The organism is Actinoplanes sp. URMC 104 (assembly GCF_051386375.1).
Lineage (GTDB): Bacteria > Actinomycetota > Actinomycetes > Mycobacteriales > Micromonosporaceae > Actinoplanes.
The window spans coordinates 75,370-99,152 of the sequence record NZ_JBPQTO010000002.1; the positions used below are offsets into that span (position 1 = coordinate 75,370).

Annotated in this window: 23 protein-coding genes and 1 pseudogene; 9 read left to right on the forward strand and 15 right to left on the reverse strand. The window is 73.5% G+C overall.

Annotation, left to right across the window (positions count from 1 at the left end):
* Positions 1 to 32 precede the first annotated feature (32 nt).
* Positions 33 to 1,244, reverse strand: a complete 1,212-nt coding sequence (locus ACSNN8_RS01235) for a sigma-70 family RNA polymerase sigma factor (RefSeq protein WP_436646309.1) — start codon at positions 1,242 to 1,244, stop codon at positions 33 to 35.
* A 157-nt stretch (positions 1,245 to 1,401) separates the two neighbouring features.
* On the opposite strand from ACSNN8_RS01235, the gene ACSNN8_RS01240 reads away from it, so the two are divergent.
* A complete protein-coding gene (locus tag ACSNN8_RS01240; protein ID WP_436646311.1) occupies positions 1,402 to 1,980 on the forward strand; it encodes a GAF domain-containing protein in 579 nt (192 codons plus the stop codon).
* 12 nt (positions 1,981 to 1,992) lie between these two features.
* Positions 1,993 to 2,700: a GAF and ANTAR domain-containing protein gene (locus tag ACSNN8_RS01245; RefSeq protein WP_436646312.1), complete on the forward strand. Its 708-nt coding sequence runs from the start codon at positions 1,993 to 1,995 to the stop codon at positions 2,698 to 2,700.
* Here ACSNN8_RS01245 and ACSNN8_RS01250 read toward each other — a convergent pair.
* From ACSNN8_RS01250 to argC, 9 genes and pseudogenes are all read right to left on the reverse strand, one after another.
* A complete protein-coding gene (locus ACSNN8_RS01250) occupies positions 2,687 to 3,436 on the reverse strand; it encodes an HAD family hydrolase (RefSeq protein WP_436646314.1) in 750 nt (249 codons plus the stop codon). The genes ACSNN8_RS01245 and ACSNN8_RS01250 overlap by 14 nt on opposite strands.
* A gap of 43 nt (positions 3,437 to 3,479) precedes the next feature.
* A complete protein-coding gene (gene argH / locus ACSNN8_RS01255; RefSeq protein ID WP_436646315.1) occupies positions 3,480 to 4,901 on the reverse strand; it encodes an argininosuccinate lyase in 1,422 nt (473 codons plus the stop codon).
* Between the two features lie 6 nt (positions 4,902 to 4,907).
* Positions 4,908 to 6,110 (reverse strand): argininosuccinate synthase, encoded by a 1,203-nt coding sequence (locus ACSNN8_RS01260; RefSeq protein WP_436646316.1) that lies wholly within the window; start codon positions 6,108 to 6,110, stop codon positions 4,908 to 4,910.
* Positions 6,107 to 6,610, reverse strand: coding sequence for an arginine repressor (locus tag ACSNN8_RS01265; RefSeq protein ID WP_436646318.1), 504 nt, complete (start codon positions 6,608 to 6,610; stop codon positions 6,107 to 6,109). The genes ACSNN8_RS01260 and ACSNN8_RS01265 overlap by 4 nt, the downstream gene beginning before the upstream one ends.
* On the reverse strand, positions 6,607 to 7,521 hold the full coding sequence (gene argF, locus ACSNN8_RS01270) for an ornithine carbamoyltransferase (protein ID WP_436649354.1): 915 nt from the start codon (positions 7,519 to 7,521) through the stop codon (positions 6,607 to 6,609). The genes ACSNN8_RS01265 and argF overlap by 4 nt, the downstream gene beginning before the upstream one ends.
* A pseudogene (locus tag ACSNN8_RS01275) lies at positions 7,421 to 8,687 on the reverse strand (acetylornithine transaminase); the annotation flags it as partial. The gene argF and the pseudogene ACSNN8_RS01275, both read right to left, overlap by 101 nt.
* The gene (gene argB, locus ACSNN8_RS01280; RefSeq protein ID WP_436646320.1) at positions 8,684 to 9,550 is read right to left on the reverse strand and encodes an acetylglutamate kinase; all 867 of its coding nucleotides are present in this window, start codon (positions 9,548 to 9,550) and stop codon (positions 8,684 to 8,686) included. The gene argB and the pseudogene ACSNN8_RS01275, both read right to left, overlap by 4 nt.
* Positions 9,547 to 10,719: a bifunctional glutamate N-acetyltransferase/amino-acid acetyltransferase ArgJ gene (gene argJ / locus ACSNN8_RS01285; protein WP_436646321.1), complete on the reverse strand. Its 1,173-nt coding sequence runs from the start codon at positions 10,717 to 10,719 to the stop codon at positions 9,547 to 9,549. Before argJ ends, argB begins: the two co-directional genes overlap by 4 nt.
* Positions 10,716 to 11,717, reverse strand: a complete 1,002-nt coding sequence (gene argC / locus ACSNN8_RS01290) for an N-acetyl-gamma-glutamyl-phosphate reductase (protein WP_436646323.1) — start codon at positions 11,715 to 11,717, stop codon at positions 10,716 to 10,718. Before argC ends, argJ begins: the two co-directional genes overlap by 4 nt.
* A gap of 111 nt (positions 11,718 to 11,828) precedes the next feature.
* On the opposite strand from argC, the gene ACSNN8_RS01295 reads away from it, so the two are divergent.
* The gene (locus tag ACSNN8_RS01295) at positions 11,829 to 12,062 is read left to right on the forward strand and encodes a hypothetical protein (protein WP_436646324.1); all 234 of its coding nucleotides are present in this window, start codon (positions 11,829 to 11,831) and stop codon (positions 12,060 to 12,062) included.
* Positions 12,063 to 12,176: 114 nt separating this feature from the next.
* On the forward strand, positions 12,177 to 14,429 hold the full coding sequence (locus ACSNN8_RS01300; protein ID WP_436646325.1) for a glycoside hydrolase family 3 N-terminal domain-containing protein: 2,253 nt from the start codon (positions 12,177 to 12,179) through the stop codon (positions 14,427 to 14,429).
* On the opposite strand, the gene ACSNN8_RS01305 is transcribed toward ACSNN8_RS01300, so the two are convergent.
* A complete protein-coding gene (locus ACSNN8_RS01305; RefSeq protein ID WP_436646326.1) occupies positions 14,419 to 15,135 on the reverse strand; it encodes a GNAT family N-acetyltransferase in 717 nt (238 codons plus the stop codon). The genes ACSNN8_RS01300 and ACSNN8_RS01305 overlap by 11 nt on opposite strands.
* A 152-nt stretch (positions 15,136 to 15,287) precedes the next feature.
* Here ACSNN8_RS01305 and ACSNN8_RS01310 point away from each other — a divergent pair, with 152 nt between their 5' ends.
* The gene (locus ACSNN8_RS01310) at positions 15,288 to 15,968 is read left to right on the forward strand and encodes a SanA/YdcF family protein (protein ID WP_436646328.1); all 681 of its coding nucleotides are present in this window, start codon (positions 15,288 to 15,290) and stop codon (positions 15,966 to 15,968) included.
* A gap of 282 nt (positions 15,969 to 16,250) precedes the next feature.
* Here ACSNN8_RS01310 and ACSNN8_RS01315 read toward each other — a convergent pair whose 3' ends face one another.
* Complete coding sequence (locus ACSNN8_RS01315) at positions 16,251 to 16,373, reverse strand: hypothetical protein (protein ID WP_436646330.1); 123 nt, start codon at positions 16,371 to 16,373, stop codon at positions 16,251 to 16,253.
* Positions 16,374 to 16,426: 53 nt separating this feature from the next.
* On the opposite strand from ACSNN8_RS01315, the gene ACSNN8_RS01320 reads away from it, so the two are divergent.
* Positions 16,427 to 16,753 (forward strand): hypothetical protein, encoded by a 327-nt coding sequence (locus ACSNN8_RS01320; protein ID WP_436646332.1) that lies wholly within the window; start codon positions 16,427 to 16,429, stop codon positions 16,751 to 16,753.
* A gap of 46 nt (positions 16,754 to 16,799) precedes the next feature.
* Positions 16,800 to 17,816, forward strand: a complete 1,017-nt coding sequence (locus ACSNN8_RS01325; protein ID WP_436646333.1) for an LLM class flavin-dependent oxidoreductase — start codon at positions 16,800 to 16,802, stop codon at positions 17,814 to 17,816.
* Here the strand turns inward: ACSNN8_RS01325 and ACSNN8_RS01330 are convergent.
* Positions 17,809 to 18,267 (reverse strand): hypothetical protein, encoded by a 459-nt coding sequence (locus tag ACSNN8_RS01330; protein ID WP_436646335.1) that lies wholly within the window; start codon positions 18,265 to 18,267, stop codon positions 17,809 to 17,811. The two genes, ACSNN8_RS01325 and ACSNN8_RS01330, sit on opposite strands and share 8 nt — an antisense overlap.
* Positions 18,268 to 18,414: 147 nt before the next feature.
* On the opposite strand from ACSNN8_RS01330, the gene ACSNN8_RS01335 reads away from it, so the two are divergent.
* A complete protein-coding gene (locus ACSNN8_RS01335; protein ID WP_436649356.1) occupies positions 18,415 to 19,146 on the forward strand; it encodes an ABC transporter ATP-binding protein in 732 nt (243 codons plus the stop codon).
* Position 19,147: 1 nt separating this feature from the next.
* Positions 19,148 to 21,067 (forward strand): FtsX-like permease family protein, encoded by a 1,920-nt coding sequence (locus ACSNN8_RS01340; RefSeq protein WP_436646336.1) that lies wholly within the window; start codon positions 19,148 to 19,150, stop codon positions 21,065 to 21,067.
* 224 nt (positions 21,068 to 21,291) lie between these two features.
* On the opposite strand, the gene ACSNN8_RS01345 is transcribed toward ACSNN8_RS01340, so the two are convergent.
* Together ACSNN8_RS01345 and ACSNN8_RS01350 are read right to left on the reverse strand one after the other, a co-directional pair.
* Positions 21,292 to 22,353 carry a DUF3616 domain-containing protein gene (locus tag ACSNN8_RS01345; protein ID WP_436646338.1) on the reverse strand — a complete coding sequence of 354 codons (1,062 nt, stop codon included), beginning with the start codon at positions 22,351 to 22,353 and terminating at the stop codon, positions 21,292 to 21,294.
* Between the two features lie 58 nt (positions 22,354 to 22,411).
* Positions 22,412 to 23,782 (reverse strand): M20/M25/M40 family metallo-hydrolase, encoded by a 1,371-nt coding sequence (locus ACSNN8_RS01350; RefSeq protein ID WP_436646340.1) that lies wholly within the window; start codon positions 23,780 to 23,782, stop codon positions 22,412 to 22,414.
* Position 23,783 lies beyond the last annotated feature (1 nt).

The window sequence follows — 23,783 nt, forward strand, 5'->3', positions numbered from 1 at the left end:
AACGGGTTTCGCGACCCGGCGGCCACTGTGGATCAGTTGAGCCCGCGGCGGCCCGCGACGAGCTTCTCCGACTCGCCGGCGGGCAGCAACGGGCCCAGCCCGCCGACGATCGCGACCTGCCGGACCAGCGGTTGCAGCTCCACGGCGGTGACGGCCACCCCGCGGACGCGTCCGGCGTCGTACGCGGCGAGCAGGGCGGCGACCCCGGCCGCGGCGAGCAGCGGCACCGCGCCCAGGTGGACGGCCACCTCGGAGCCCGCGGGCGCCCGGCTGACCAGCCGCACCAGGTCGCGGCGCAGCCGGTCGGCGTTGTCCCGGTCCACCTCGCCGGCGACCAGGACCAGCAGCGGGCCGGCGGCCGACCGGCGCACGGTGAGGATCGGTCCGGAGCCGGGCACGTCGGCCGTCTCCGCGTGCCGCGGCGGCGCCTCGTCGGTCAGCATCGCCGTGCGCAGCCACTCCAGCGTGCGGCCCAGCAGCCGCGACACGTGCATCTGCGAGATGCCCAGGTCGGCGGCGATCTCCAGCTGGGTGCGGTTGCCGTAGAAGCGCTCCAGCAGGATGCGCCGCTCGCGGGCGGGCAGCTGGTCGATCAGCCGGCGCACCGTCACCTGGTCGGCGACGAGCTCGAGGTCGCCGTCGGCCGACCCGAGCAGGTCGCCCAGCACGCCGCCGGACTCCGAGACGGGCAGGCTCAGCGAGACCGGCCGGTATCCGGCGCGCGACAGCAGCGCCTCCTCGACGTCCGCCGCGCTGACCAGGCACCGGACCGCCACCTCGGTGCGGGTCGGCGGGCGTCCCAGCTCGGCGGTCAGCGCGTCGATGGCCTGCGAGACCACGCGGGACAGGTCCTGGAGCCGGCGCGGCACCTGCATGCCCCAGCTGTGGTCGCGGAAGTACCGCTTGAGCTCGCCGACGATGGTGCTCAGCGCGTACGCGGTGAACGAGCCGCGCTCGGGGTCGTAGCGGTCGACCGCCTTGATCAGCCCGAGCCGCGCGACCTGCTCGAGGTCGTCGGACGGCTCCCGGAAGTAGCGGTAGCGCGCGGCCAGGCGGCCGGCGAACGGCAGCAGCCTGCGGATGACGTCGTCACGCAGCCGGGCCGCCTGGGCCGGGGACAGCCCGGCACGGTCACGGACGTACTGCTCGGCGACCTCGTCGAGGTCGTCGGAGATGTCGACGGGACCGATCGTCGCCGACGTGCGGCCGTTACGGCTCGGGTGACCACTGTGGTCCATGGGCATGCGTCATCTCCGTGACATCAGCTCCGCGGACACAGGGCGGATCGGTCAGATGCGCCAAGTCTAGCCACGATCGGGGTTTTGTCGACTTTCGACCGAAGGGTTTGAAACGTGTGGCATCGGGGATGCGCACTGGTCACGCCTTCGGGAAGGGGCCGCCGTGCCGGTCGACCAGCTGGCCTTGTCGCTGACCCTGCAGAGCCTGTTGCGGGTGGTCGATCTGCCGGCCGCCACCGACGGCGCCGCGCTCATCGGGCACCTCAACCGGGTGCTCGACGCGACCCAGGACGTCCTGCAGATCGACGGCGCCGGGCTGCTGCTGCGCGACGGGAACAACGGTCTGCGGATGGTGGGAGCCTCCGACGCCGCCGGCGCCGCGCTGGAACAGGGACAGCTCGAGGTCGACCAGGGGCCGGCCATCGACTGCGTCGCCACGGGCGCCGTCGTCGCGGTGACCGACCTCGCCGAATCCGACTATGCCGATCTGTGGGCGTGGCTCGAGGCGCGGAACGCGGACGGGAACGGGCCCGGAGTGCGGGCGGTCCTGTCCGCTCCGGTGCGGGTGGCGGGCGACGTCGTCGGCACGCTGAACGCGTTACGGTCGCGCAGCGGGCGCTGGTCGGCCGACGAGGTGCGGGCGGTGGAGGCGTACGGGGGCCTGATCGGGGTGTTGCTGCGGCTCCAGGCGGGAACAGCGGACGAGATGATCCGCGCAGGACGACCGCCCGAGCACAGTTAGGGATCCGCTCCGATGGCTCCTATCGATCCTCAGATGCTGGCGAGCAGCCTGCAAGGGCTCGGAAAGGCCTCCCGGCACGACGTCAGCGCCGCGGTCGGCGAGGCGGTGAGGGCCTGCGCCGACCTGTTCCCGGTGACCGGCAGCGGCCTGATGATCGCCGACGAGCAGAGCACGCTGCACTACGTCGCCGCCAGCGACGACCGCGGCCGCATCCTGGAGAGCGTGCAGAGCGAGACCGGGACCGGTCCGTGCGTGGAGGCGTTCGTCATCAACGACGTCGTCGTCGCGGCCGACCTGCGCGCGGAACCCCGCTGGCCGGAGGTGGCGCCGACGCTGGCCCGGCACGGTGTGCTGTCGGTTCTGGGCTGTCCGCTGCGGCTGGGTGGCACGCCGGTCGGCACGCTGGACGTCTATCTGGACAAGCCGCACCACTGGGACGAGTCCGAGCGCACCGCGCTGGTCAGCTACGGCGACGTCATCGAGGCCACGCTGAGCACGGCCCTGGCCGCCCACCGTGCCGGCGAGCTGGCCGACCAGCTGCAGTACGCCCTGGACTACCGCGTGGTGATCGAACGGGCCGTCGGCTATCTGATGGCGCAGCACCGCACGGACTCGGTCACCGCGTTCAACGTGCTGCGTCGGGCCGCCCGCGACCAGCGGCGCAAGGTCGCCGAGGTGGCTCAGGAGCTGCTCGACACCGGCACGATCACCCGGCGCTGAGCGGCCGGTCCGGCAGGGCCGCCGCGAGCTGCTCCCAGGCGTCGATCATCAGGGTCACGCCGGCCTGTTCGAGGGCACTCCGGCGGGCGTCCCGTTCGCCGGGCGGCACGAAGACGAGGTTGCCCACGGTGGCGATGCCCGCGGCGACGGCCGACTGCGCGCCGGGCAGCGAGTCCTCCACCGCGATCGCCTGCCCCGGCGCGACGCCGAGCTGGTCCAGGGCGTACCGGTAGATCGCCGGGTCGGGCTTGCTGGTGGGCCGGGGCAGCGAGTCCTCGGCGCTGAACCGCCGCCCGGGCGGGACGAGCGCGTCCAGGCCGGTGGCGCGGAAGCACTCGTCCAGACGGGTGAGGGCGCTGGAGCTGACCGCCGCGAGCTCGTAGCGGTCCGCGAACCGGCGCAGCGGCCCGAGCACCGCCGGGTCGGGGCGCAGCACCCGGCCGAGGTGCTCGGAGACGACCTTCTTCTCCTCGGCGACCCAGTCCTCGAGCACCTCGGCGCCGACCGCGACGCCGTGCTCGGCGGCGAGATCGACCGCCGTGGTGCGGAAGTTCTTGCCGGTCGTCGCGAGCCGCAGCTGGTCGGCGGTGTACCGGCGCGCGATGCCCAGCGAGGCGAGGAAGCGGTTGGTCACGTCGGCCGAGGCGACGAACGCCGGCTCCTCGGAGGGAAACAGGTTGCCGTCGGCGTCCAGGAGCAGCACGCGGGCGTCCCCGGTGGTGGGAGGTCGGATCACGGGCACCGCCTACCCACCGCACCGGGGACTACACCGTCGCAGGTCAGCGCGGGACGACCTTCTCGACCGCCCACTGGCGCCAGGTGTCGAGGTGGTGCTGCACCTGGGCGAGCTGGTCGGCGACCGGGCCCGGCCCGGTGGAGCCGGGCGTGGTGCGGGCGGCCAGCGCCGACTCGACCGAGAGCACCTGCCGCACGGACGGGTCGAGGTGCTCGCTGACCTGGGTGAGGTCGTCGTCGGTGAGGTCCTCGAGCTCGCACTCGCGCACCGAGCAGAGCGCGACCAGCTTGCCGGTGATCTCGTGCGCGTCGCGGAACGGGACGCCCTTGCGGACCAGCCAGTCGGCGACCTCGGTGGCCAGCGAGAAGCCGACCGGCGCCGCCGCGGTGAGGCGATCCACCCGTACGGTCATGGTCGACACCATGCCGGCGAGCGCGGGCAGCAGCAGCTCCAGCGTCTCGATCGCGTCGAAGACCGGCTCCTTGTCCTCCTGCATGTCGCGGTCGTAGGTCAGCGGCAGGCCCTTGAGCATGGTCAGCACCGTGACGAGCCCGCCGATCAGCCGGCCGCTCTTGCCGCGGGCCAGCTCGGCGATGTCCGCGTTCTTCTTCTGCGGCATGATCGACGACCCGGTGGCGAAGGCGTCGTCGAGCTCCACCCAGCCGAACTCGGTGGAGGTCCAGAGCACCACCTCCTCGCCGAGACGGGACAGGTGCACGCCGATCAGCGCGGTGATGAACAGGAACTCGGCCACGAAGTCGCGGTCGGCGACGGCGTCCATCGAGTTCGGGGCGGGGGCGCTGAAGCCCAGCTCCTTGGCGACGGCGGCCGGGTCGAGCGGCAGCGACGAGCCGGCCAGCGCGCCGCTGCCCAGCGGCGAGACGGCCGTGCGGGCGTCCCAGTCGCGCAGCCGGTCGAGGTCGCGCAGCAGCGGCTGCACGTGGGCCAGCAGCCAGTGGCCGAACGTGACCGGCTGGGCGTGCTGCACGTGGGTCAGGCCGGGCGCGGGCGTGCCGACGTTGCGGGCCGCCTGCTCGGTGAGCGCGTCGGCCAGCTCGACCAGCGCCACGGCCACGCCGCGGGCGTGGTCGCGCAGATAGAGCCGCAGGTCGGTGGCGACCTGGTCGTTGCGGGACCGGCCGGCGCGCAGCTTGCCGCCGAGCGCGCCGAGCCGTTCCAGCAGCCCGCGCTCAAGGGCGGTGTGCACGTCCTCGTCGTCGATCGTGGGCCGGAACTCGCCGGAGGCGCAGGCCGCCTCCAGGTCGTCGAGCGCGGCCAGCATCTGGCCCAGCTCGTCGGGGTCGAGCAGCCCGGCGGCCGCGAGCACCCGGGCGTGGGCGCGCGAGCCGGCGATGTCGTACGGGGCGAGGCGCCAGTCGAACTGCACGCTCACCGAGAGACGGGCCAGGGCGTCGGCGGGGCCGCCGGCGAACCGGCCGCCCCACAGGGAAGTTTTCTCAGTCATCGGGTGTCAGTCTGCCAGCCGCGCGTCGCGGGCCGACGCCATCCGTGACGGCAGGCCCCAGAGCTGCACGAAGCCCTTGGCGAGGGTCTGGTCGAACGTGTCGCCGGTGTCGTAGGTGGCCATGCCGAAGTCGTACAGGCTCGCCTCCGACCGGCGGCCGGTGACGGTGGCGCGGCCGCCGTGCAGCACGAGGCGGACCTCGCCCGAGACGTGCTTCTGGCTGTCGGCGATGAACGCGTCCAGCGCGTGCTTGAGCGGCGAGAACCACAGGCCGTCGTAGACGAGCTCGCCCCAGCGCTGGTCGACCGACCGCTTGAAGCGGGCCAGGTCGCGCTCGACGGTGACGTTCTCCAGCTCCTGGTGGGCGGCGATCAGCGCGATCGCGCCCGGGGCCTCGTACACCTCCCGGCTCTTGATGCCCACGAGGCGGTCCTCGACCATGTCGAGGCGCCCGACGCCCTGCGCCCCGGCCCGCCGGTTCAGCTCGGTGATCGCCTGCAGCGGGGTGACGGTCTCGCCGTCGATCGCGACCGGGTTGCCCTGGTCGAACGTGATGACCAGCTCGTCGGGGTCGCGGCCGGCCGACGGGTCCTGGGTGTAGGAGTAGATGTCCTCGATCGGCGCGTTCCAGATGTCCTCGAGGAAGCCGGTCTCCACCGCGCGGCCCCACAGGTTCTGGTCGATCGAGTACGGCGACTTGTGCGACACGTCGATCGGCAGGCCCTTCTCCTCCGCGAGGGCGATCGCCTTGTCCCGGGTCCACGCGAAGTCGCGGGCCGGCGCGATCACCTTCAGGTCGGGGGCGAGCGCGCCGATGCCCACCTCGAAGCGGACCTGGTCGTTGCCCTTGCCGGTGCAGCCGTGCGAGACGACCGTGCCGCCGTGCCGCCGGGCCGCCTCGACCAGGTGGCGCACGATCAGCGGCCGGCTGAGCGCCGAGACCAGCGGGTAGCGGTCCATGTAGAGGGCGTTGGCGCGCAGCGCGGGCAGGCAGAAGTCCGCGGCGAACTCGTCGCGGGCGTCCACCACGATGCTCTCGGCGGCCCCGCAGTCGAGCGCGCGCTGCCGGACGACCTCCATGTCCTCGCCGCCCTGCCCGACGTCGAGCGCGACCGCGATGACCTCACCGCCGACCTGGTCGGCCAGGTACGGGATGGCGACGGAGGTGTCGAGCCCTCCGGAATAGGCAAGGACGACCCGCTCGCTCACGGGGTGCTCCCTTCGAAGCTGTCGGAGTGGTGCCCGGCCCAGTCGGCGAGCTTCGCCGCGAGGGCCTGGCCACCGGTGACGTCGCGGGCCACGACGAGGATCGTGTCGTCGCCGGCGATCGTGCCGACGACGTCGGTGAGGCCGGCGCGGTCGAGCGCGCTGGCCAGGAAGTGCGCGGCGCCCGGCGGGGTGCGCAGCACGGCGATGTTGCCGCTGGAGTCCACGCCGGTGAGCAGCTCGCGCAGCAGCCGCAGCAGGCGCGCCGGGCCCTGCGCGGTGGTCTCGCGCAGGGGGCGCTTGCCGTCCTCCGGGATCAGGTAGGCGCCGCTCACCTTGACCGCGCCGAGTTCCTCGAGGTCGCGGGAGAGGGTGGCCTGGGTCACCACCACGTCCCAGCCGGCGAGTTTCTCGGCCAGCTCGGTCTGGGATCGGATCTCCTGATCGCGGATCAGTTCGACGATCCGGGCGTGCCGTCCGGCCCGGGTCACCGGCCCTGTCATGCCGGACTCGCCCCCAGGAGCCAGGCGAGCAGCGCCTTCTGCGCGTGCAGCCGGTTCTCGGCCTGGTCGAAGACCGCGCTCTGCGGGCCGTCCATGACCTCGTCGGTGATCTCCTCGCCGCGGTGGGCGGGCAAGCAGTGCAGCACGATCGCGTCGCCCGCGGCCGCGCCCAGCAGCTTGTCGTCGACCTGATAGGGCCGGAACGGGGTGAGCCGGTCGCGCCCGTCGTCCTCCTGTCCCATCGACGTCCACGTGTCGGTGGCCAGCACGTCGACGCCGTCGGCCGCCTCGTACGGATCGCGCAGCACCTCGACCGAGCCGCCGGTCCAGGCGGCGATCTCGGCGGCCCGTGACACCACGGCCGGGGCGGGGTCGAACCCGGACGGACCCGCCACCCGGACGTGCATGCCCGCGGTCGCTCCCGCGAGCAGGTAGGAGTGCGCCATGTTGTTGGCCGCGTCGCCCACGTACGCGAGCTTGCGGCCGGCCGTCGTCCCCAGCCGTTCACGGATCGTGAGCAGGTCGGCCAGCAGCTGGCAGGGATGGAAGCCGTCGGTCAGCGCGTTGATCACCGGGATGTTGACGCCGGAGGCGAGCTCGGTGAGCCGCTCGTCGCCGGTGGTCCGGAAGACCATGGCGGACACGTAGCGGGACACCACCCGGCCGGCGTCGCGCAGCGACTCCCCGCGCCCGAAGTGGGTGGCCTGCGTGTCCACGATCAGCGGCTGGCCGCCCAGCTCGGCGATGCCCGCCTCGAACGACAGCCGGGTGCGCAGGCTGACCTTGTCGAAGAACACGGCGACCGAGCGGGGGCCGGTCAGCGGCTGGTACTTGAACCGGTCCGCCTTCATCTCGGCGGCCAGGTCGAGGACGGCGTTCTGCTCGTCCGGCGTCAGGTCGTCGTCGCGCAGGAAGTGCCTGGTCACAGCGCACCGCCCAGCGCGGCGACGAGCGCGTCGGCCTGCTCGGCGCTGACGATCAGCGGTGGGGCGAGCCGGATGACGTCGGGCTGCGGGGCGTTCACGAGGAACCCGGCCTCCTTGAGAGCGGCGGCGACGCGGGCGGCCTCGGGCTCGGCGAGCACGACGCCCAGCAGCAGCCCGGCGCCGCGCACGCCCTTGACGAGGGGGTGGCCGAGGCCTTCGATGCCGCGGCGCAGCTGCTCACCGACCCGCTTGACGTGGTCGAGCAGGCCCTCGCCGGCGATCGTGCGGATCACCGCGAGCCCGGCGGCGCAGGCGATCGGGTTGCCGCCGAACGTGGTGCCGTGCGAGCCGGGGGTGAACAGCTCGGCGGCCGGGCCGAACGCGAGGCAGGCGCCGATCGGCAGGCCGCCGCCGAGGCCCTTGGCCAGCGTGATGACGTCGGGCTCGACGCCTTCGCTCTGGTGGTGGAACCAGTGACCCGTACGGCCGACGCCCGTCTGCACCTCGTCGAGCACCAGGAGGGCGCCGTGGGCCGTGCAGATCTCCCGGACGCCCGCGAGGTAGCCGGGCGGCGGCACGACGACGCCGTTCTCCCCCTGGATCGGCTCGAGGATGACCATGGCCGTCCGGTCGGTGACGGCGTCGCGCATCGCGTCGAGGGAGCCGAAGTCGACGTGCGTCACGTCGCCCGGCAGCGGCCGGAACGGGTCCGCCTTGGCCGGCTGGCCGGTCAGCGCGAGCGCGCCCATCGTGCGCCCGTGGAAGCCGCCGTGGGCGGCGACGACGTGCGTGCGCCCGGTCAGGCGCGAGATCTTGAAGGCGGCCTCGTTGGCCTCGGCCCCGGAGTTGGTGAACACGACCCGCCCGGCGCGGCCGGCCAGCGCGAGCAGCAGCTCGGCGAGCGCGACCGGCGGCTCGGCGACGTAGAAGTTGGACACGTGGCCCAGCTGCTGCACCTGCTCGGTGACGGCGGCGACCACGGCGGGGTGGGCGTGGCCGAGCGCGTTGACCGCGATGCCGCCGAGGAAGTCGACGTACTGCTTGCCGTCCTCGTCGGTGAGCACCGCGCCCTCGCCTCTGGTGAAGGCGGCCTGCGGGGTGCCGTAGTTGTTCATGCCCGCCTGCTGCCACCGCTCGATGAGCGAGCTCATGCTGGTACCACCATCGTTCCGATTCCTTCCGGGGTGAAGACTTCGAGCAGCGTCGAGTGGGCGACGCGGCCGTCGATCACGTGGGCCGCGGGCACGCCGCCGCGTACCGCTCGCAGGCAGGCCTCCATCTTGGGCACCATGCCGCTCTCCAGCCGCGGCAGCAGCTTCTCGAGCGCGTCCGCGTCGATCTGGCTGGTCAGCGACGTGGTGTCGGGCCAGTCGGTGTAGAGGCCCGGGACGTCGGTGAGCACGACCAGCTTCTGCGCGCCGAGCGCCTCGGCGAGCGCGGCGGCGGCGGTGTCGGCGTTCACGTTGTGCACCACGCCGTCGGCGTCCGGGGCGACGCTCGCGATCACCGGGATGCGGCCCGCGGCGATCAGGTCGTCCACCGCGGACGTGTCGACGCGGTCCACGTCGCCGACGAGCCCGATGTCGACCGGCTCACCGTCGACGAGCGCCCCCCGGCGTACGGCGGTGAACAGGTGGGCGTCCTCGCCGGAGAGCCCGACCGCGAGCGGCCCGTGCCGGTTGATGAGGCCGACCAGCTCGCGCCCGACCTGCCCGGTGAGCACCATCCGCACGACGTCCATGGCCTCGGGCGTGGTGACCCGCAGCCCGCCGCGGAACTCGCTCTCGATGCCGAACCGGTCGAGCATCCGGCTGATCTGCGGCCCGCCGCCGTGCACCACGACCGGGCGGATGCCGGCGTAGCGCAGGAACGCCATGTCGGCCGCGAACGCCTGCTGGAGCTCGGGCTTGATCATGGCGTTGCCGCCGTACTTGACGACGATCGTGGAACCGTGGAAGCGCTCCAGCCAGGGCAGCGCCTCGATGAGGACCTCGGCCTTCTCGCCCGCGTTCACGAGCTGTACGCCGAGTTCTCGTGCACGTACGCGTGCGAGAGGTCGGTGGTCCAGATCGTCGCGTCCAGCTCGCCCTCGCGCAGGTTGACGGTGATCTTCACGTCGCGGCCGCTCAGGTCGACCTTGGAGCGGTCCTCCGCGGCCGCGCCGCCCTTGCAGATCCACACGTCGTTGATCGCCACGTCGACCCGGTCGGGCTCGAAGCGCGCCTGCGTGGTGCCGACCGCGGCCAGGATGCGCCCCCAGTTGGGGTCGTTGCCGAACAGCGCCGTCTTCACCAGGTTGTTGCGGGCGACCGTGCGGCCCACCTCGACCGCGTCGGCCTCGCTGGCCGCGCCGCGCACCTCGATCGCGATGTGCTTGGTCGCGCCCTCGGCGTCGGCGATCAGCTGCTGGGCCAGGTCGTGGCAGACCTCGGTGACCGCGGCGGTCAGCTCCTCCGGGCTCGGCTGCACGTCGGAGGCCCCGCTGGCCAGCAGCAGCACGGTGTCGTTGGTGGACATGCAGCCGTCGGCGTCGATCCGGTCGAACGTCAGCCGGGTGGCCTCGCGCAGCGCCGCGTCGAGCACCTCGTTGCCGGCGCTGGCGTCCGTCGTGATCACCACGAGCATGGTGGCCAGGGCCGGGGCGAGCATGCCCGCGCCCTTGGCGATGCCGCCGACCGACCAGCCGTCCCGCTGGACCACCGCGTTCTTCGCCACGGTGTCGGTCGTCATGATCGCCTCGGCCGCCTGCGCGCCCCCGTCCGCGTGCAGCTTCTTCGCGGCGGCGGCCACCCCGGGCAGCAGCTTGTCCATCGGCAGCAGCTCGCCGATCAGCCCGGTCGAGCAGACCGCCACGTCGCCGGCGCCGATCAGCTGCGGCTTGGGGCCGCCGCGCAGCACGGTCGCGGTGTGCTCGGCGGTGGCGTGCGTGTCGCGGAAGCCCTGGCTGCCGGTACACGCGTTGGCGCCGCCGGAGTTGAGCACGACGGCCCGCACGACGCCGCCCTTGAGCACCTGCTGGCTCCAGAGCACCGGCGCCGCCTTCACCCGGTTGCCGGTGAACACGCCCGCGGCGGTGAAGTCGGGGCCGTCGTTGACGACGAGCGCGACGTCCGGGTTGCCGGAGGCCTTGAGGCCGGCGGCGACGCCCGACGCGCGGAAGCCCTTGGGGTGGGTGACGGTCACGGTGCGACTCCGAACACGGACAGGCCCGTCGTCTCGGGCAGGCCGGACATGAGGTTGGCGCACTGCACGGCCTGGCCGGCGGCGCCCTTGCCGAGGTTGTCGAGCGCGCTGACCACCACGATGCGGCCGGAGTCGACGTCCACGGTCGCCTGCAGGTGGCAGGAGTTGGAGCCGGCGGTCGCGGCGGTGTGCGGCCACGTGTTCTCCGGCAGGACGTGGACGAACGGCTCGTCCGCGTACGCCTGTCGCAGCGTCTCGCGCGGGTCGCCCGCCGCCGCGAAGCGCGCCGTGACGGTCGCCAGGATGCCGCGCGGCATGGGCGCCAGCACGGGCGTCATCGACAGCGACGTCGCCCCGGTCGCCTGCTTGATCTCCGGCACGTGCTGGTGGGCGCCCACCTTGTATGGCGACAGGTCGCCCATGACCTCGCTGCCCAGCAGGTTCACCTTGGCGGAGCGGCCCGCGCCGGAGGTGCCCGAGCTCGCCACCACGACCACGTCGGCCGGGTCGGCCAGCCCCGCGGCGATCAGCGGGGCCAGGGCGAGCGTGATGGTGGCCGCATAACAACCCGTGTTCGCCACCCGGGTCGACGCCTTGATGAGCTCGCGCTGGCCGGGCAGCTCGGGCAGCCCGTAGGTCCAGGTGCCGGCGTGCGCGCCGCCGTAGTACCTCTCCCACAGCGCCGCGTCCTTGAGCCGGAAGTCCGCGCCCAGGTCCACGACCTTCACGCTGTCCGGCAGCTGCGCCGCGAGGGCCGCCGACTGCCCGTGCGGCAGCGCGAGAAACACCAGGTCGGCGTCGCCCAGGCCGGCCGCGTCGGTCGCCGTGAGCGTCAGGTCGAGGCCCGCGAGCTGCGGGTGCACGGCGGTGACGTGCGAGCCGGCCTGCGAGTGCGCCGTGGCTGCCACGAGGTCGAACTCGGGGTGCCCCGCGAGCAGGCGCAGCAACTCGCCGCCCGCATACCCACTGGCTCCCGCTACCGCGACCCGGATTCCCATACCAACCTCCGCATGACTATGCAGAAGACCGTATCAACCCGCCGGGACGCCGGGCAACACCATTCCCCCGCGCGCCGCTATGACCCGCGCGACGGTGATAAGACTGGGCGCATGGCTGACGAGACGATCATTGCTTTGCGGGAAGCCGCCCGGGCGTACGCCGAGGCGGTACGCACCACCCAGCGCTACTTCGACAAGCTCGAGGACACGACGGACCCGTCCGTGGTGGCGGAGTACGCCAACCTGGTGGAGCGCGAGAAGGAGGCCGCGTCGGCCCGGCTCGACGCCATCGTGGCCGCCGGGATCGAGGCGCCGAGCATCGATGAAAGTGATTCTGACAGGTAAGTGAAAAGTTCCGGAACCGGGCCGGGCTCCCGTAACCGGTTCCGGACTGGAAGACTCCCGGTTGTTCATGTTTCGTTGACCGTGCCACCGCGGTCGTGACGACCGGAGGCGCGCGTGCCCGCTGACGTCCCGTACCGGGATACCACCCTGCCTGTCGACCAGCGGGTCGACGACCTGCTCGGGCGGATGACCCTGCCCGAGAAGGTCGGGCAGATGCTCCAGCTGGACGCCCGGGGCGACGTGAAGGAGATCGTCGGCGAGAAGCTGGCGGGCTCGATCCTGCACACCTCGCCGGCGAAGATGCTCGAGGCGATCGACCTAGTCGCCGAGACCCGGCTGCAGATCCCGCTGCTCACCGCCGAGGACTGCATCCACGGCCACTCGTTCTGGCCGGGGGCGACCATCTTCCCGACGCAGCTGGCGATGGCGGCCACCTGGGACGCCGGGCTGATCGAGCGGGTCGCCCGGGTCACCGCCGTCGAGGTGGCGGCCACCGGCATCCACTGGACCTTCTCCCCCGTCCTGTGCATCACCCGTGACCTGCGCTGGGGCCGGGTCGACGAGACGTTCGGCGAGGACCCGTACCTCATCGGCGAGCTCGGCTCCGCGATGGTGCGCGGCTATCAGGGCGGCGGCCTGAGCGACCCCACCGCGATCCTCGCCACGGCCAAGCACTTCGCCGGCTACTCCGAGACCCAGGGCGGCCGCGACGCCAGCGAGGCCGACATCAGCCCGCGCAAGCTGCGCTCCTGGTTCCTGCCGCCGTTCGAGCGGGTCGCCAAGGAGGGCTGCCGGGTGTTCATGCTCGGCTACCAGTCGATGGACGGCGTGCCGATCACCGCCAACCGCTGGCTGCTCAACGACGTGCTCAAGCAGGAGTGGGGCTTCACCGGCACGCTGGTCACCGACTGGGACAACGTCGGGCGCATGGTGTGGGAGCAGAAGGTGTGCGCCGACTACGCCGAGGCCGCGGCGGTGGCCGTACGCGCCGGGAACGACCTGGTCATGGTCACGCCGGGCTTCTTCGAGGGCGCCCAGGAGGCGGTCGAGCGGGGGCTGCTCGCCGAGGAGGAGATCGACTCGGCGGTCCGGCGCATCCTGCGGCTCAAGTTCGAGCTCGGGCTGTTCGAGAACCCGCGCGCGCCCTCCCCGGAGCTGATCGAGACGGTGATCGGCACGCCCGAGCACGCCGAGCTCAACCTCGAGGTGGCCCGCCGCTCGCTGATCCTGCTCAAGAACGACGGGGTGCTGCCGATCGACCCCGCGGGCAGGTTCCGCCGCATCGCCGTGCTCGGCCCCAACGCCGACAACGTCTCCGCCCAGCTCGGTGACTGGGCGGGCAACTCCGGTCAGGTCGACTGGATGCCCGACGGGCACCCGCGCGAGATGACCGAGACCGTGCTCGACGGCTTCCGCGCGGTCGCCCCGCCGAACTGGGTGATCGAGCACGAGCGCGGCGCCGACATCGAGCGCCTGGTGCCCGACCCCGAGGGCGCCACCTATCCCGACGGCCAGCCGCGCCCGCCGATCTCGGTCGGCGCGCCGGTCGACCACCACCTGATCGACCTCGCGCGCGACAAGGCGGTCCGCGCCGACTACGCGGTCGTGGTCGTCGGCGACACGGTGAACCTGACCGGCGAGCACAAGTCGACGGCCACACTGGAGCTGCAGGGCGGCCAGATCGCGCTGCTCGACGCGGTCGCCGCGACCAAGACCCCGATGATCGTGGTGCTGGTCAACTCGAAGCCCAGCGTGCTGCCGCCGTCCGCCCTGGGCGCCGCGGCGATCGTGCAGGCGTTCAACCCCGGCATGCGCGGCGGCCGGGCGATCGCCGAGCTGATCCTGGGCCTGATCGAGCCGAGCGGGCGCCTGCCGCTGTCGGTGGCCCGGCACGTGGGTCAGCAGCCGGTGTACTACAACACGATCCGCGGCCAGCACGGCAGCCGGTACGCCGACCTCACCCAGGACCCGCTGTTCGCGTTCGGCGAGGGGCTGACGTACACCACCCTGACGTACGGGGACCTGACCGTCAGCACGCCGTCGGTGTCCGCCTCCGAGACCGTGCGCGCGACGGTCACGGTCACCAACAGCGGCACCCGCCCGGCGCTGGAGACCGTGCAGGCGTACGTCAGCGACCTCGTCACGTCGGTGACCTGGGCCGGGCGCGAGCTCAAGGCGTACCGGCAGGTCACCGTGCCGCCGGGCGAGAGCGTCACCGTCGAGCTCGAGGTCCCCGCGTCGGCCTGCTCGCTGGTGACCGCCGACGGGCGCCGCGTCGTCGAGCCCGGCGACTTCGAGCTGCTGGTCGGGCCCAGCTCCCGCGAGCGCGACCTGCTGCGCGCCCCGTTCCGGATCGTCAGCCCGTGACCTGGTGCGCGGCCGCCACGGGCCGCAGGGCGAAGCCCAGCCTGCGGTACACCGCCACGGCCGCCACGTTCCAGTAGTCCACGAGCAGCGCGACCCGGGGCCGCCCGGCCAGCAGCTCGCTCGTCACGAAGGCGCAGAGCGTCGCCGCCCGCCCCCGTCCGCGCTGGTCGGGCCGGGTGGCGACGCCCGCGACGAACCCGACGCCCGGCGACGACCAGGCGTCCGCGGCCACCGCCACCAGCGCGCCGCCGGCGTCGCGCAAACCCGCCCAGCGCCGCACGCCCGTGCCGCCCGGCACGGCGTACGAGTCGGGGGCGGCCTCGTCCAGCAGCGCCCTCACCTCGGGCAGCGCGCTGTCGTCGAGCCAGCCCCCGGCGCCCGCGACCGGGGGCACGCGGGTGGTGTCCATCCAGCCGAAGCGGGCGCGCACCTCGACCGTCGGCAGCCGCTCGGCGACCGCGAGGACGAGGTCCTCGGCGCCCACCGGGCGGAAGGTGGGGCCGGCCTCGGGAAGCACGTGCTCGAGCAGCCGCGCGACGGCGTCGGGGTCGCCGTGGATGGCGAGGCGGTCGTGGCGGGACAGGTCGGGGCAGGCCACCGCGGTGGCGCCGGGGCGGGTCCAGACCCGTACGCCCGGCCGGTCGGCGGCCCACATCATGAGCGGGTCGGCTCCGGTCGCGGCGGCGACGTCGTCAAGGCTCGGCACCCGCCCATCCTGCCTGTGGACAACTCGCCGTTCCTGTCGGCCCCGTGCGCTAGATTCCCCGTCGTTCCCTGGGCGGGCGGGGGAGGCGGTGGCCCACCGCACGCCGAGCGCTGATCTTGACACCGGCTGGCATTGTCGTACGCGTGCCGATCATGAACCGCCTCCGTCGCAGCCGCTGGGTCCGCCGCGGCCTGGTCGCCGGCGCCCTCGCCGTCGCGCTGGGCGTGCTGACCTCGGCGGGCGCCGAGCTGTGGACCCGCGGCACCGCGCACGGGCACGTGTACGCCGAGGCGGACGTGCCCGCCGCGCCGGTGGCCCTCGTCCTCGGCGCGCAGGTCTACCCCGGCGGCTCGCCCTCGCCGTTCCTGGCCGCGCGGCTCGACATCGCCAAGCGCCTGCTCGACGCGGGCAAGGTCAGGGCGATCCTGGTGTCGGGCGACCACAGCCGCTGGGAGTACGACGAGCCCGGCGCCATGGAGGTCTACCTGATCGCCCATGGGGTGCCCGCGTCGCGGATCGCGCTCGACTACGCCGGGTTCGACACGTACGACTCGTGCGCCCGCGCCAACCGCATCTTCGGCGTCAAGCAGGCAATTGTCGTCACGCAGAGCTACCACATCGACCGGGCGGTGACGCTCTGCCGCACGCAGGGCATCGACGCGACCGGGGTGGGCGACGACACGGTCCGGATCTACGAACAACCGTGGCGCAACTCGGTCGTACGCGAGCGCGGCGCCGTGCTCAAGGCGGTCGCCGATGTCGTCTCGCACCGCGATCCGGTGTTCCTCGGACGGCAGGAGACCACCGTCCAGGAGGCGCTCGCCGCCCCCTGACCGCACCCGGTGTCGACCTTGGGAGGCAGACTTGCCCATGCGTCGCATCGTTCTCGGTCTCTGTCTGCTCATCGGCCTCCTGGCGGGATGCGCGTCGCCGGGCACCCGGGCGGCCGAGGATGAGGGCGTGCGCTGGGGCACCTCGCAGGCCGATGTGACGGCGGTGCGCCGCATCCCGGGCGAGCCCAGGTCGGTGCGGCTGACCGTGGAGCTGCTCGCGGGCGCCGAGGGCTGCTCCCGGAACCCGGCGATCGGGTACCACACCGAGGAGAACGGCCTGATCTACGCCACCGTGACGCAGGAGACGAGCCGCTCGGACGAGGTGGGCGTCTGCGTCCGGCGCACACCCGGCGAGGTGGTGCTGAGCTCGCGGACGCCGATCGGCTCGCGCCGGCTGGTGCTCAACCAGCAGGCGTGGAAGCCGGTCGCCGACGGCTACGAGCGCTGCTGGCGAGACGATGGGCTGCGACCCGCCGCCGGCCGACCACTGCGACCCGTTCTGGATCAGGCTCACCGTGCAGGGCATGGACGTCTCCCGCCACTCGACCGGCCACAAGGAGGCCTGCGCGGATCCGTGGCTGGTGATGACGGTCCCCGACGACCCCGCCGTGTGCGGCGCCGTGCCGCGCGGCGGCTGCGACGCCACCACCACGACGCGGCGCTACTTCCTGCGCTTCACCGGCGAGGGCTGGGACACCCTGGCCCGCGCGACCGGACCGGGCTGCGCCGGCGCGCCCGCCGAGTTCCCCCGCCGGCTGTGCGAGGGCCTGCCCGCCCCGGGTTGATCGTCCCGGGGAGCGCGTCGAAGGTCATCCGTGACAGGCTGGGGGCGTGACATCGCGACCTCTGCGCAAGATGGGCTTCCTGACGATCGGGCTGTTCGACGCGGGCGACCCGCGGGCCGGGCACGAGTCGACGCTCGAGATCATCAAGCTGGGCGAGGACCTGGGCTTCGACAGCGCCTGGGTGCGGCATCGGCATCTGCAGTACGGGATTTCGTCGCCGGTCGCCGTGCTGGCCGCGGCCTCGCAGCGGACGTCGCGCATCGAGCTCGGCACGGCGGTGATCCCGCTCGGGTGGGAGAACCCGCTGCGCCTCGCGGAGGACCTGGCGACCGTCGACGTGCTCTCCGGCGGCCGGCTCAACCCGGGCATCAGCGTGGGGCCGCCGATGAACTTCGACACGGTCAAGGAAGCGCTCTACCCGGACACCGCCGACGCCGAGGACTTCAGCTACCGGCGGGTCGAGCGGCTGCTCGGCTTCGTGCGCGGCGACAAGGCCAGCGACCTCAGCGGCAAGCAGGGCGTGGTGGAGGAGTTCTCCAGCCGGGTCGAGCCGCACGCCGCGGGCCTGATCGACCGCATGTGGTACGGCGGCGCCAGCCTGCGGTCGGCGCGGTGGGCCGGCGAGCACGGCATGAACTTCCTGACCAGCAGCGTCGTCAAGGCCGAGGAGTCGGAGGACTTCGCCGAGATCCAGCTGTCGCACGTGCGCGCGTTCCGCGAGCTGCACCCGGCCGGCGAGCGCGCCCGGGTGTCGCAGGGCCTCGTGGTCATCCCCACCGATTCGGCGTCGCCGGAGCAGAAGGCCAAGTACGAGGCGTACGTCGAAAAGCGCACGCCCCGCACGAAGGAACCGCAGGGCCCGGCCCGCATGCTGTTCTCCCGCGACTACGTCGGCACGTCGGCCCAGATCGCGGACGAGCTGCAGGCGCACGCCGCGTTCCGGGAGATCGACGAGGTCGCGTTCGCGCTGCCGTTCAGCTTCGAGCACCCCGACTACGTCCAGATCCTCACCGACATGGCCACCACGCTGGGCCCCGCGCTCGGCTGGCGTCCGGCTAGCTGAGGGCCCGTACGCTCACCGGCCGCCCGTCGCCGAGGCCGGCGACCGGGATCAGCGCCGCCGGGCCGCCGGCCATGAGCACCAGCGTCGTGGTGGGGTCCGGCGATCCGGTCTCCTGGCCCGCCATCTGCCGCAGCCGGGCCACGTCAGCGGCCGCGACGGTGACCGTACCGTCCTCGCGGGTGGCCTCGACCTCGCCCAGCGGCCCGTTGAGCACCAGGCACAGCTTCCGGTCGCCGTCGCGCGCGAAGTACGTGTCGGCGTCGCACATGCCGAACACGTTCGGCTCGTCCTGCGTCTCGCCCGAGATCGCGTCGTTCAGCCCGTACACCTCGACCCGGTGCTCGCCCGGCAGCGCGAGCGGGTCACCCACCACCCGCAGGGCGACCGTCGCCCCCGCCACGGCCACCGCGAGAATCCCTGCCGTCCAAGCCCATTTTCGTCGTCTCGACATGGACACGACCCTATGAACCCGGGCGGCGGGCGGGCCTGAGTAGCGCGACTCAGACGGCCTTGGGTAGGCCTAGCTCCACCCTGGATCCGGATGCTGGCCCCAGCGACCGCGCGCCGCCGCGGCCCTAGCGTCGAGGGCATGACGACGATGACGACGACCTCGGCCGCCGTGGCCCTGCACGGGGTCAGCCGGGTGTTCGGACGCGGGTCCTCGGCGGTCCGCGCGGTCGACGACGTGACGCTGGAGTTCCCGCGCGGCGGCTGGACCGCGGTGATGGGCCCGTCCGGCTCCGGCAAGTCCACGCTGCTGCACTGCGCGGCGGGGCTCGAACGGGTCGACACCGGACGCGTGCTGCTCGGCGACACCGACGTGACGGCGGCGAGCGACGCGGACCTGACCGCGCTGCGCCGCACCCGGATCGGGTTCGTGTTCCAGAGCTTCAACCTCATCGGCGCGCTCACCGCCGAGCAGAACGTCGCGCTGCCGCTGCGCCTCGCGGGCCGCCGCCCCTCGAGGTCCACGGTGCGCGCGACGCTCGACGCGGTCGGCCTCGGCGACCGGGCCCGGCACCGGCCGCGCGAGCTCTCCGGCGGCCAGCAGCAGCGGGTGGCGATCGCGCGGGCCATGGTGACCCGGCCCGAGGTGCTGTTCGCCGACGAGCCGACCGGCGCGCTCGACTCCGCCGCCGCCCGCACGGTGCTCGACCTGCTGCGCGCGATGGCCGACGCCGGGCAGAGCATCGTCATGGTCACGCACGACCCCGGAGCGGCCGCCCGCGCCGACTCGGTGGTGTTCCTGCGCGACGGCCGCGTGGTCGACCGGCTCGCCGGCGCCGACGCCCACCTGGTCGCCGACCGCCTCGCCGCGTGGGAGCGCTGACATGCGGGGCCTGAGCCGGGCCGGCCTGGCCGACCGCTGGACGCTGTTCGCGGGCGCGCTGCTCGCGGTCACCCTGGGGGTGGCGCTGGTGCAGTCGTCGCTGCTGCTGCTCGTCACCGCCGCCACCGCCGGCCCGCCGCCCGGGCTGGACGCCGCCGGCCGGATGGAGTTCGCCGACGCCACCTCCGGCGCGGTGGCGATGCTCGGCGTCGTGCTGGGCGGGTCCACGTTCCTCGCGGGCTTCGTCATCAGCTCGACGTTCGCCTTCACCGTCGACCAGCGCCGCCGCGACCTGGCCCTGCTGCGCCTGGTCGGCGCGAGCCGCGGACAGGTGCGCCGCCTGCTGCTGGGCGAGGCGCTGCTGCTCGGCGTGGCCGGCGCGGCCCTCGGCGTACCGGCCGGTCTCGGTGTCATGGCGGTGCAGGCCTGGCTCATGCGCCGGTTCGCGTTCGTGCCCGACGGCTTCACGGGCCAGTGGCGCATGTGGATTCTCGGGGTTTCCTTCGGTACGGGCATCCTGCTCGCGGTCGCCGGTGTGCTCGTGGCGGCCCGGCGGGCGGCGCGGGTGCGTCCGCTGGAGGCGCTGCGCGAGACGGGTGCGGCCGCACGCGTCATGACCGCCGGGCGCTGGGTCGCCGGGCTGGTGTTCCTCGGCGGGGCGCTCGCGCTGGTCCTCGTGGCCCCGCACGGCGGCCCGGCCGGCGGTCAGGCGATGGCCATGAACGTCGCCATGCCCGCCGCGGTGGCGGTGGTGGCGTTCGCGCCGCTGCTGGTGCCGCTGGTCGCCCGGCTGGTCCCGCTCGGCGGCGGCGTGCTCGGCTCGCTGGCCCGAGCTAACGTGCGGGACGCCCGGCGGCGGTCGGCTTCAGTGGCGGCGCCGCTGATCGTGCTGGTCGCGCTCATCGTCGGCAACACCGGCGCGGGATCGTCGTTCACCGCGAGCGGGATCGGCGAGCTGGCCCGCACCACCCACGCCGACTTCGTGGTGCAGGGCCGAGGCCCCGTCGCCGCGGTGCCCGGCGTGGCGACCGTGTCGACCGAGACCGCCCTGCTCGCCGAGGTGACCACCGGGTCCGGCGACGACCGGGAGACCTCCACCGTCACGGCGCTGGTGATCGACCCTCGGGCGTACGCGTCGGTGCACGTCGACGCCCGCCGACCGGGACCGGCAGGCGCCGGCCGGGACACGCTCCTGCCGCTGACCGGCCACGCCGTGGCGGCGGGTCCCGGCGGCGACGTGCCGCCCCGCGGGACCGTACGGGTCCGGCTGCCCGGGCACGACCTCGGCGAGCTTCCCGTGGTCGCGTCAGTGCCGGCCACGATGAGCGGTGGCGCGAGCCTGCTGCTGCCGCCCGGCCTGGTGCCCGAGGCCCAGCTGGCGACCGCGGACACCCGCTCGTACGTGTCGCTCGCCCCCGGCGCCGACCCCACCGCCGTACGGGCCGCTCTCGCCCGCATCGGCACGGTCTCCACTCTGCGCGACTGGCTACGCGCCGACGCCGCCGAGCGCGCCTCGACCAACAACCGCGTGATGCTGATCGTCCTCGGCCTCGGCGCCCTCTACGCGCTGCTCGGCGTCGTCAACTCCCTGGTCATCGGCGCCGCCACCCGCCGCCGCGAGTTCGCCGAGGCCCGCGTCACCGGCCTGACCCGCGGCCAGGTCGTGCGGGCAGCCCTGCTCGAGGCGTACGCCGTCACCGGCGCCGCCCTCCTGCTCGGCGGCGTCGCCGCGGCCGCCGCCCTGATCGCCACGCTCGCGACCACCTCCGCCGTGACCGGCACCGCGACGCTCGACCTCTCGTGGCCGCTGACCGCCGCCGTGGCCCTGCTGACCGTGGTCGTCACCGGCGTGACCAGCCTTGTCACGTCGTGGTCGGCCACCCGCCGCCCACCCGTCACCCTGCTCGCCGCCCACGAATGACCCCGCCGGCTCGCCCCGCCGATCCGCCCCCGCCGGCTCGCCCCGCCGGCCGGCCGACCAGCGGGCCCAAGAGCTGGCCACGAGCTGGCCCACCAGCCGGCCCACCAGCCGGCCCACCAGCCAGCCCACCCGCCCTGGGGGCCATCCACCCTACCCGGGCGGCCAACTCCGCGATCGAGTTTTCCACAGGCGCCCGCGAGTGGCCGGCTTCGTCCACAGGCCGGCTACGGCAGTCGCACCACGTCGGCGATCACGGCATCATCGTCGGTGAGGCGCACGGCCGCCGGGCTGTCGTAAACGACCAGCAGCCGCCCGTCGCCGTAGCGGCTGATGCCCTCGGCGTGGTCGTCGCCCTCGCCGAAAGTCAGCTCCAGCTCCCGCGTGATCAGCTCTCCGCGCACGATCGTCGGCTGCTCCGTGCGCCGGGCGCCGTGCCAGCGGTACACCCGTACCGGCCCGTCCAGGTCCATCGTCGGGCCGGCCAGGATCAGCAGGTCGTCGCCGTCGGGGCACAGGTCGCGCACGCCCAGCCCGTCGAGGCGCAGCACGTGCTTGCGGTAGGTGAAGCCGTCCGCGAACTCGTGCAGCCGCAGCCGGCCGGGCTCGTCGGGGTCCACGTACGGCCGCAGCTCCAGCACGAACGCCCACCCGCGCAGCACCGGCCCGCGCAGCCCCAGGTAGACCCGGTCGTCGCTGACCGCGATGCCCTCGATATCGAGCCCGTTGTCCTTGCCGGGGATCGGCAGGAACGGCGCCAGGTGCTCGTCGCGGCGCAGCAGCCGGCGCAGGTCGTCCTTGCCGCCGAGCGCGGCCGCGTAGTGCTTCTCGCCGTCGACCTCCAGCTCCCGGACGGGCGTGGGCAGGCCGTCCACGTCGGTCACGGGGATGCGTACGAGGATCTGGCGGTTCTCCTGCCCCTCGATGCGCGCCAGCCGCCGCAGCGCCTTCGCGCCCTCGTGCCGGCTCTTGATCTGCTTGCGGCGCAGGCTGTGCGAGCCGATCGCCCAGAGGAAGTGCCCGGTGCGGGCCAGCCCCTCGACGTCGGCCTCCTCCTCGATGTCGGTGCCGGGCAGCGTCACGAAGTCGGCTAGGCGGTACGTCGTCTCGTCGCGGAACTCCGTGGGCCGGGCGGGGTCGTCGGCGACGAGCCGTTCCACGGTGGCGGTCTCGTCGCCGGCGATCCAGAGGACGGGCCCGTCGAGCCGTACGGCGGAGAGGTTCGTATGTGTCGCCGCGGCGCGCGACTTGTCCCCGAAGCGCAACCGGACCGTGTGTTCCAAGGTCATGGTCATCATGGTCGCACCGGGGAGCCACCCGGGGCCCCCGCTGCCGGAACAACAAAAACTAGCTGGACGGCCGGGGCGCGGCGACCGGGCTGCGGTGCCCGTCGGTGTCGACCGCCCGCACGCCGAAGAACACGTTGTCCTTGGACAGGTCGATCGTCACCGTGTCGACCTTGCCGACGGCCCGCGAGTGCTGCCAGTCGGGCGCCGTCGTCTCGCGCCACACCACCTCGTACCCGGCCAGGTCCGGCTCGGCGCCGAGCTGCCAGCGCAGCGTGGTCTCGTTGGTGAGCTGGGTCGTGTCGATGACCACCCCGCGCGGCGTGCCCGGCGCCTGGGCGAGCGACCAGAGAGCGGCGGCGTTCACCCGGGCGACCCTGGCGATGTACGCGAAGTCGCAGAACTCGATGAGGTCGCCGTACTGGACCCCGTTCTCCACCCGTATGTCCTGGTGCTCGTGCGCGAAGTTCTCCCGCGGCTCGGTGAAGCGGGCCGCCGGGTAGCCGCGCAGCAGGAACGAGATGTGGTCGCTGCCGCGCAGGTAGCGGTCGCGGCGCCAGATGACCCGTACGTCCATGCCGGTCTGCCGGTTGCTCGCCACGTCGTCGACGAAGCGCCCCAGCTGCCGCGACGGCCCGTCGTTCTCGCCGCCGACGCTCTTGCGGACCGTCGCCTCGGCCGCCGTCTCGGCGGTGGGCACGCCCTCGACGAACAGCCGCACCTGGCGCGGGTTGATCGGGGTGCCGTCGTGCGCGTTGCCGGTGCCCACGATGTCGTTGCTGAACATCGCCTGGATGTCCGCGCCGCGGTCCTTGTAGACCTGGGCCATGTGGTCGGAGCCGTACAGGCCCTGCTCCTCGGCGGCCACCGCGGCGAACACGATCGTCGCCTCCGGCTCCCGCGTGGCCAGCACCCGCGCCAGCTCCATCACGACCGCCACGCCCGACGCGTCGTCGTCGGCGCCCGGCGCGTCCTTGACCGCGTCCATGACGTCGGTGACCCGCGAGTCGTAGTGCCCGGTCACCACGTAGATCCGCTCCGGCGTGACGCTGCCCCGCAGGGTGGCGATCACGTTGGTGATCGTCGTCGGCGCCGGGATCCGCGACGAGACCGGCTGCACGAACGACTGCAGCTCGACCGTCATCCGCCCGCCGGACGCCGCCGCGTACCGCTGCATCTCCGCGAAGATCCAGTCCCGCGCCGCCCCGATGCCCCGCACCGGATCGGTCTGGCTCGACAGCGTGTGCCTGGTCCCGAACGAGACGAGCTTCCGGACGATCGCCTCGATCCGCCGCGGGTCGATCTCCCGCAGGATGCCCTGGAGGTCGCGGCCGGGCGCGGTGCCGGCCTTGGCGGGCTCCCCCGCCACCAGCGGCGCCGCCGCAGCCGCCGCAGACACCGTCAGAAACGCACGCCGAGTCGACTTGGCCATG

Bases quoted from the DNA above. Each gene is read 5' to 3' on its own strand.
- ACSNN8_RS01235 (WP_436646309.1), bottom strand. From the start codon at position 1,244: ATGCCCATGGACCACAGTGGTCACCCGAGCCGTAACGGCCGCACGTCG.
- ACSNN8_RS01245 (WP_436646312.1), top strand. From the start codon at position 1,993: ATGGCTCCTATCGATCCTCAGATGCTGGCGAGCAGCCTGCAAGGGCTC.
- argH (WP_436646315.1), bottom strand. From the start codon at position 4,901: ATGACTGAGAAAACTTCCCTGTGGGGCGGCCGGTTCGCCGGCGGCCCC.
- ACSNN8_RS01265 (WP_436646318.1), bottom strand. From the start codon at position 6,610: ATGACAGGGCCGGTGACCCGGGCCGGACGGCACGCCCGGATCGTCGAA.
- argC (WP_436646323.1), bottom strand. From the start codon at position 11,717: ATGGGAATCCGGGTCGCGGTAGCGGGAGCCAGTGGGTATGCGGGCGGC.
- ACSNN8_RS01295 (WP_436646324.1), top strand. From the start codon at position 11,829: ATGGCTGACGAGACGATCATTGCTTTGCGGGAAGCCGCCCGGGCGTAC.
- ACSNN8_RS01310 (WP_436646328.1), top strand. From the start codon at position 15,288: ATGAACCGCCTCCGTCGCAGCCGCTGGGTCCGCCGCGGCCTGGTCGCC.
- ACSNN8_RS01320 (WP_436646332.1), top strand. From the start codon at position 16,427: ATGGGCTGCGACCCGCCGCCGGCCGACCACTGCGACCCGTTCTGGATC.
- ACSNN8_RS01330 (WP_436646335.1), bottom strand. From the start codon at position 18,267: ATGTCGAGACGACGAAAATGGGCTTGGACGGCAGGGATTCTCGCGGTG.
- ACSNN8_RS01335 (WP_436649356.1), top strand. From the start codon at position 18,415: ATGACGACGACCTCGGCCGCCGTGGCCCTGCACGGGGTCAGCCGGGTG.
- ACSNN8_RS01340 (WP_436646336.1), top strand. From the start codon at position 19,148: ATGCGGGGCCTGAGCCGGGCCGGCCTGGCCGACCGCTGGACGCTGTTC.
- ACSNN8_RS01345 (WP_436646338.1), bottom strand. From the start codon at position 22,353: ATGACCTTGGAACACACGGTCCGGTTGCGCTTCGGGGACAAGTCGCGC.
- ACSNN8_RS01350 (WP_436646340.1), bottom strand. From the start codon at position 23,782: ATGGCCAAGTCGACTCGGCGTGCGTTTCTGACGGTGTCTGCGGCGGCT.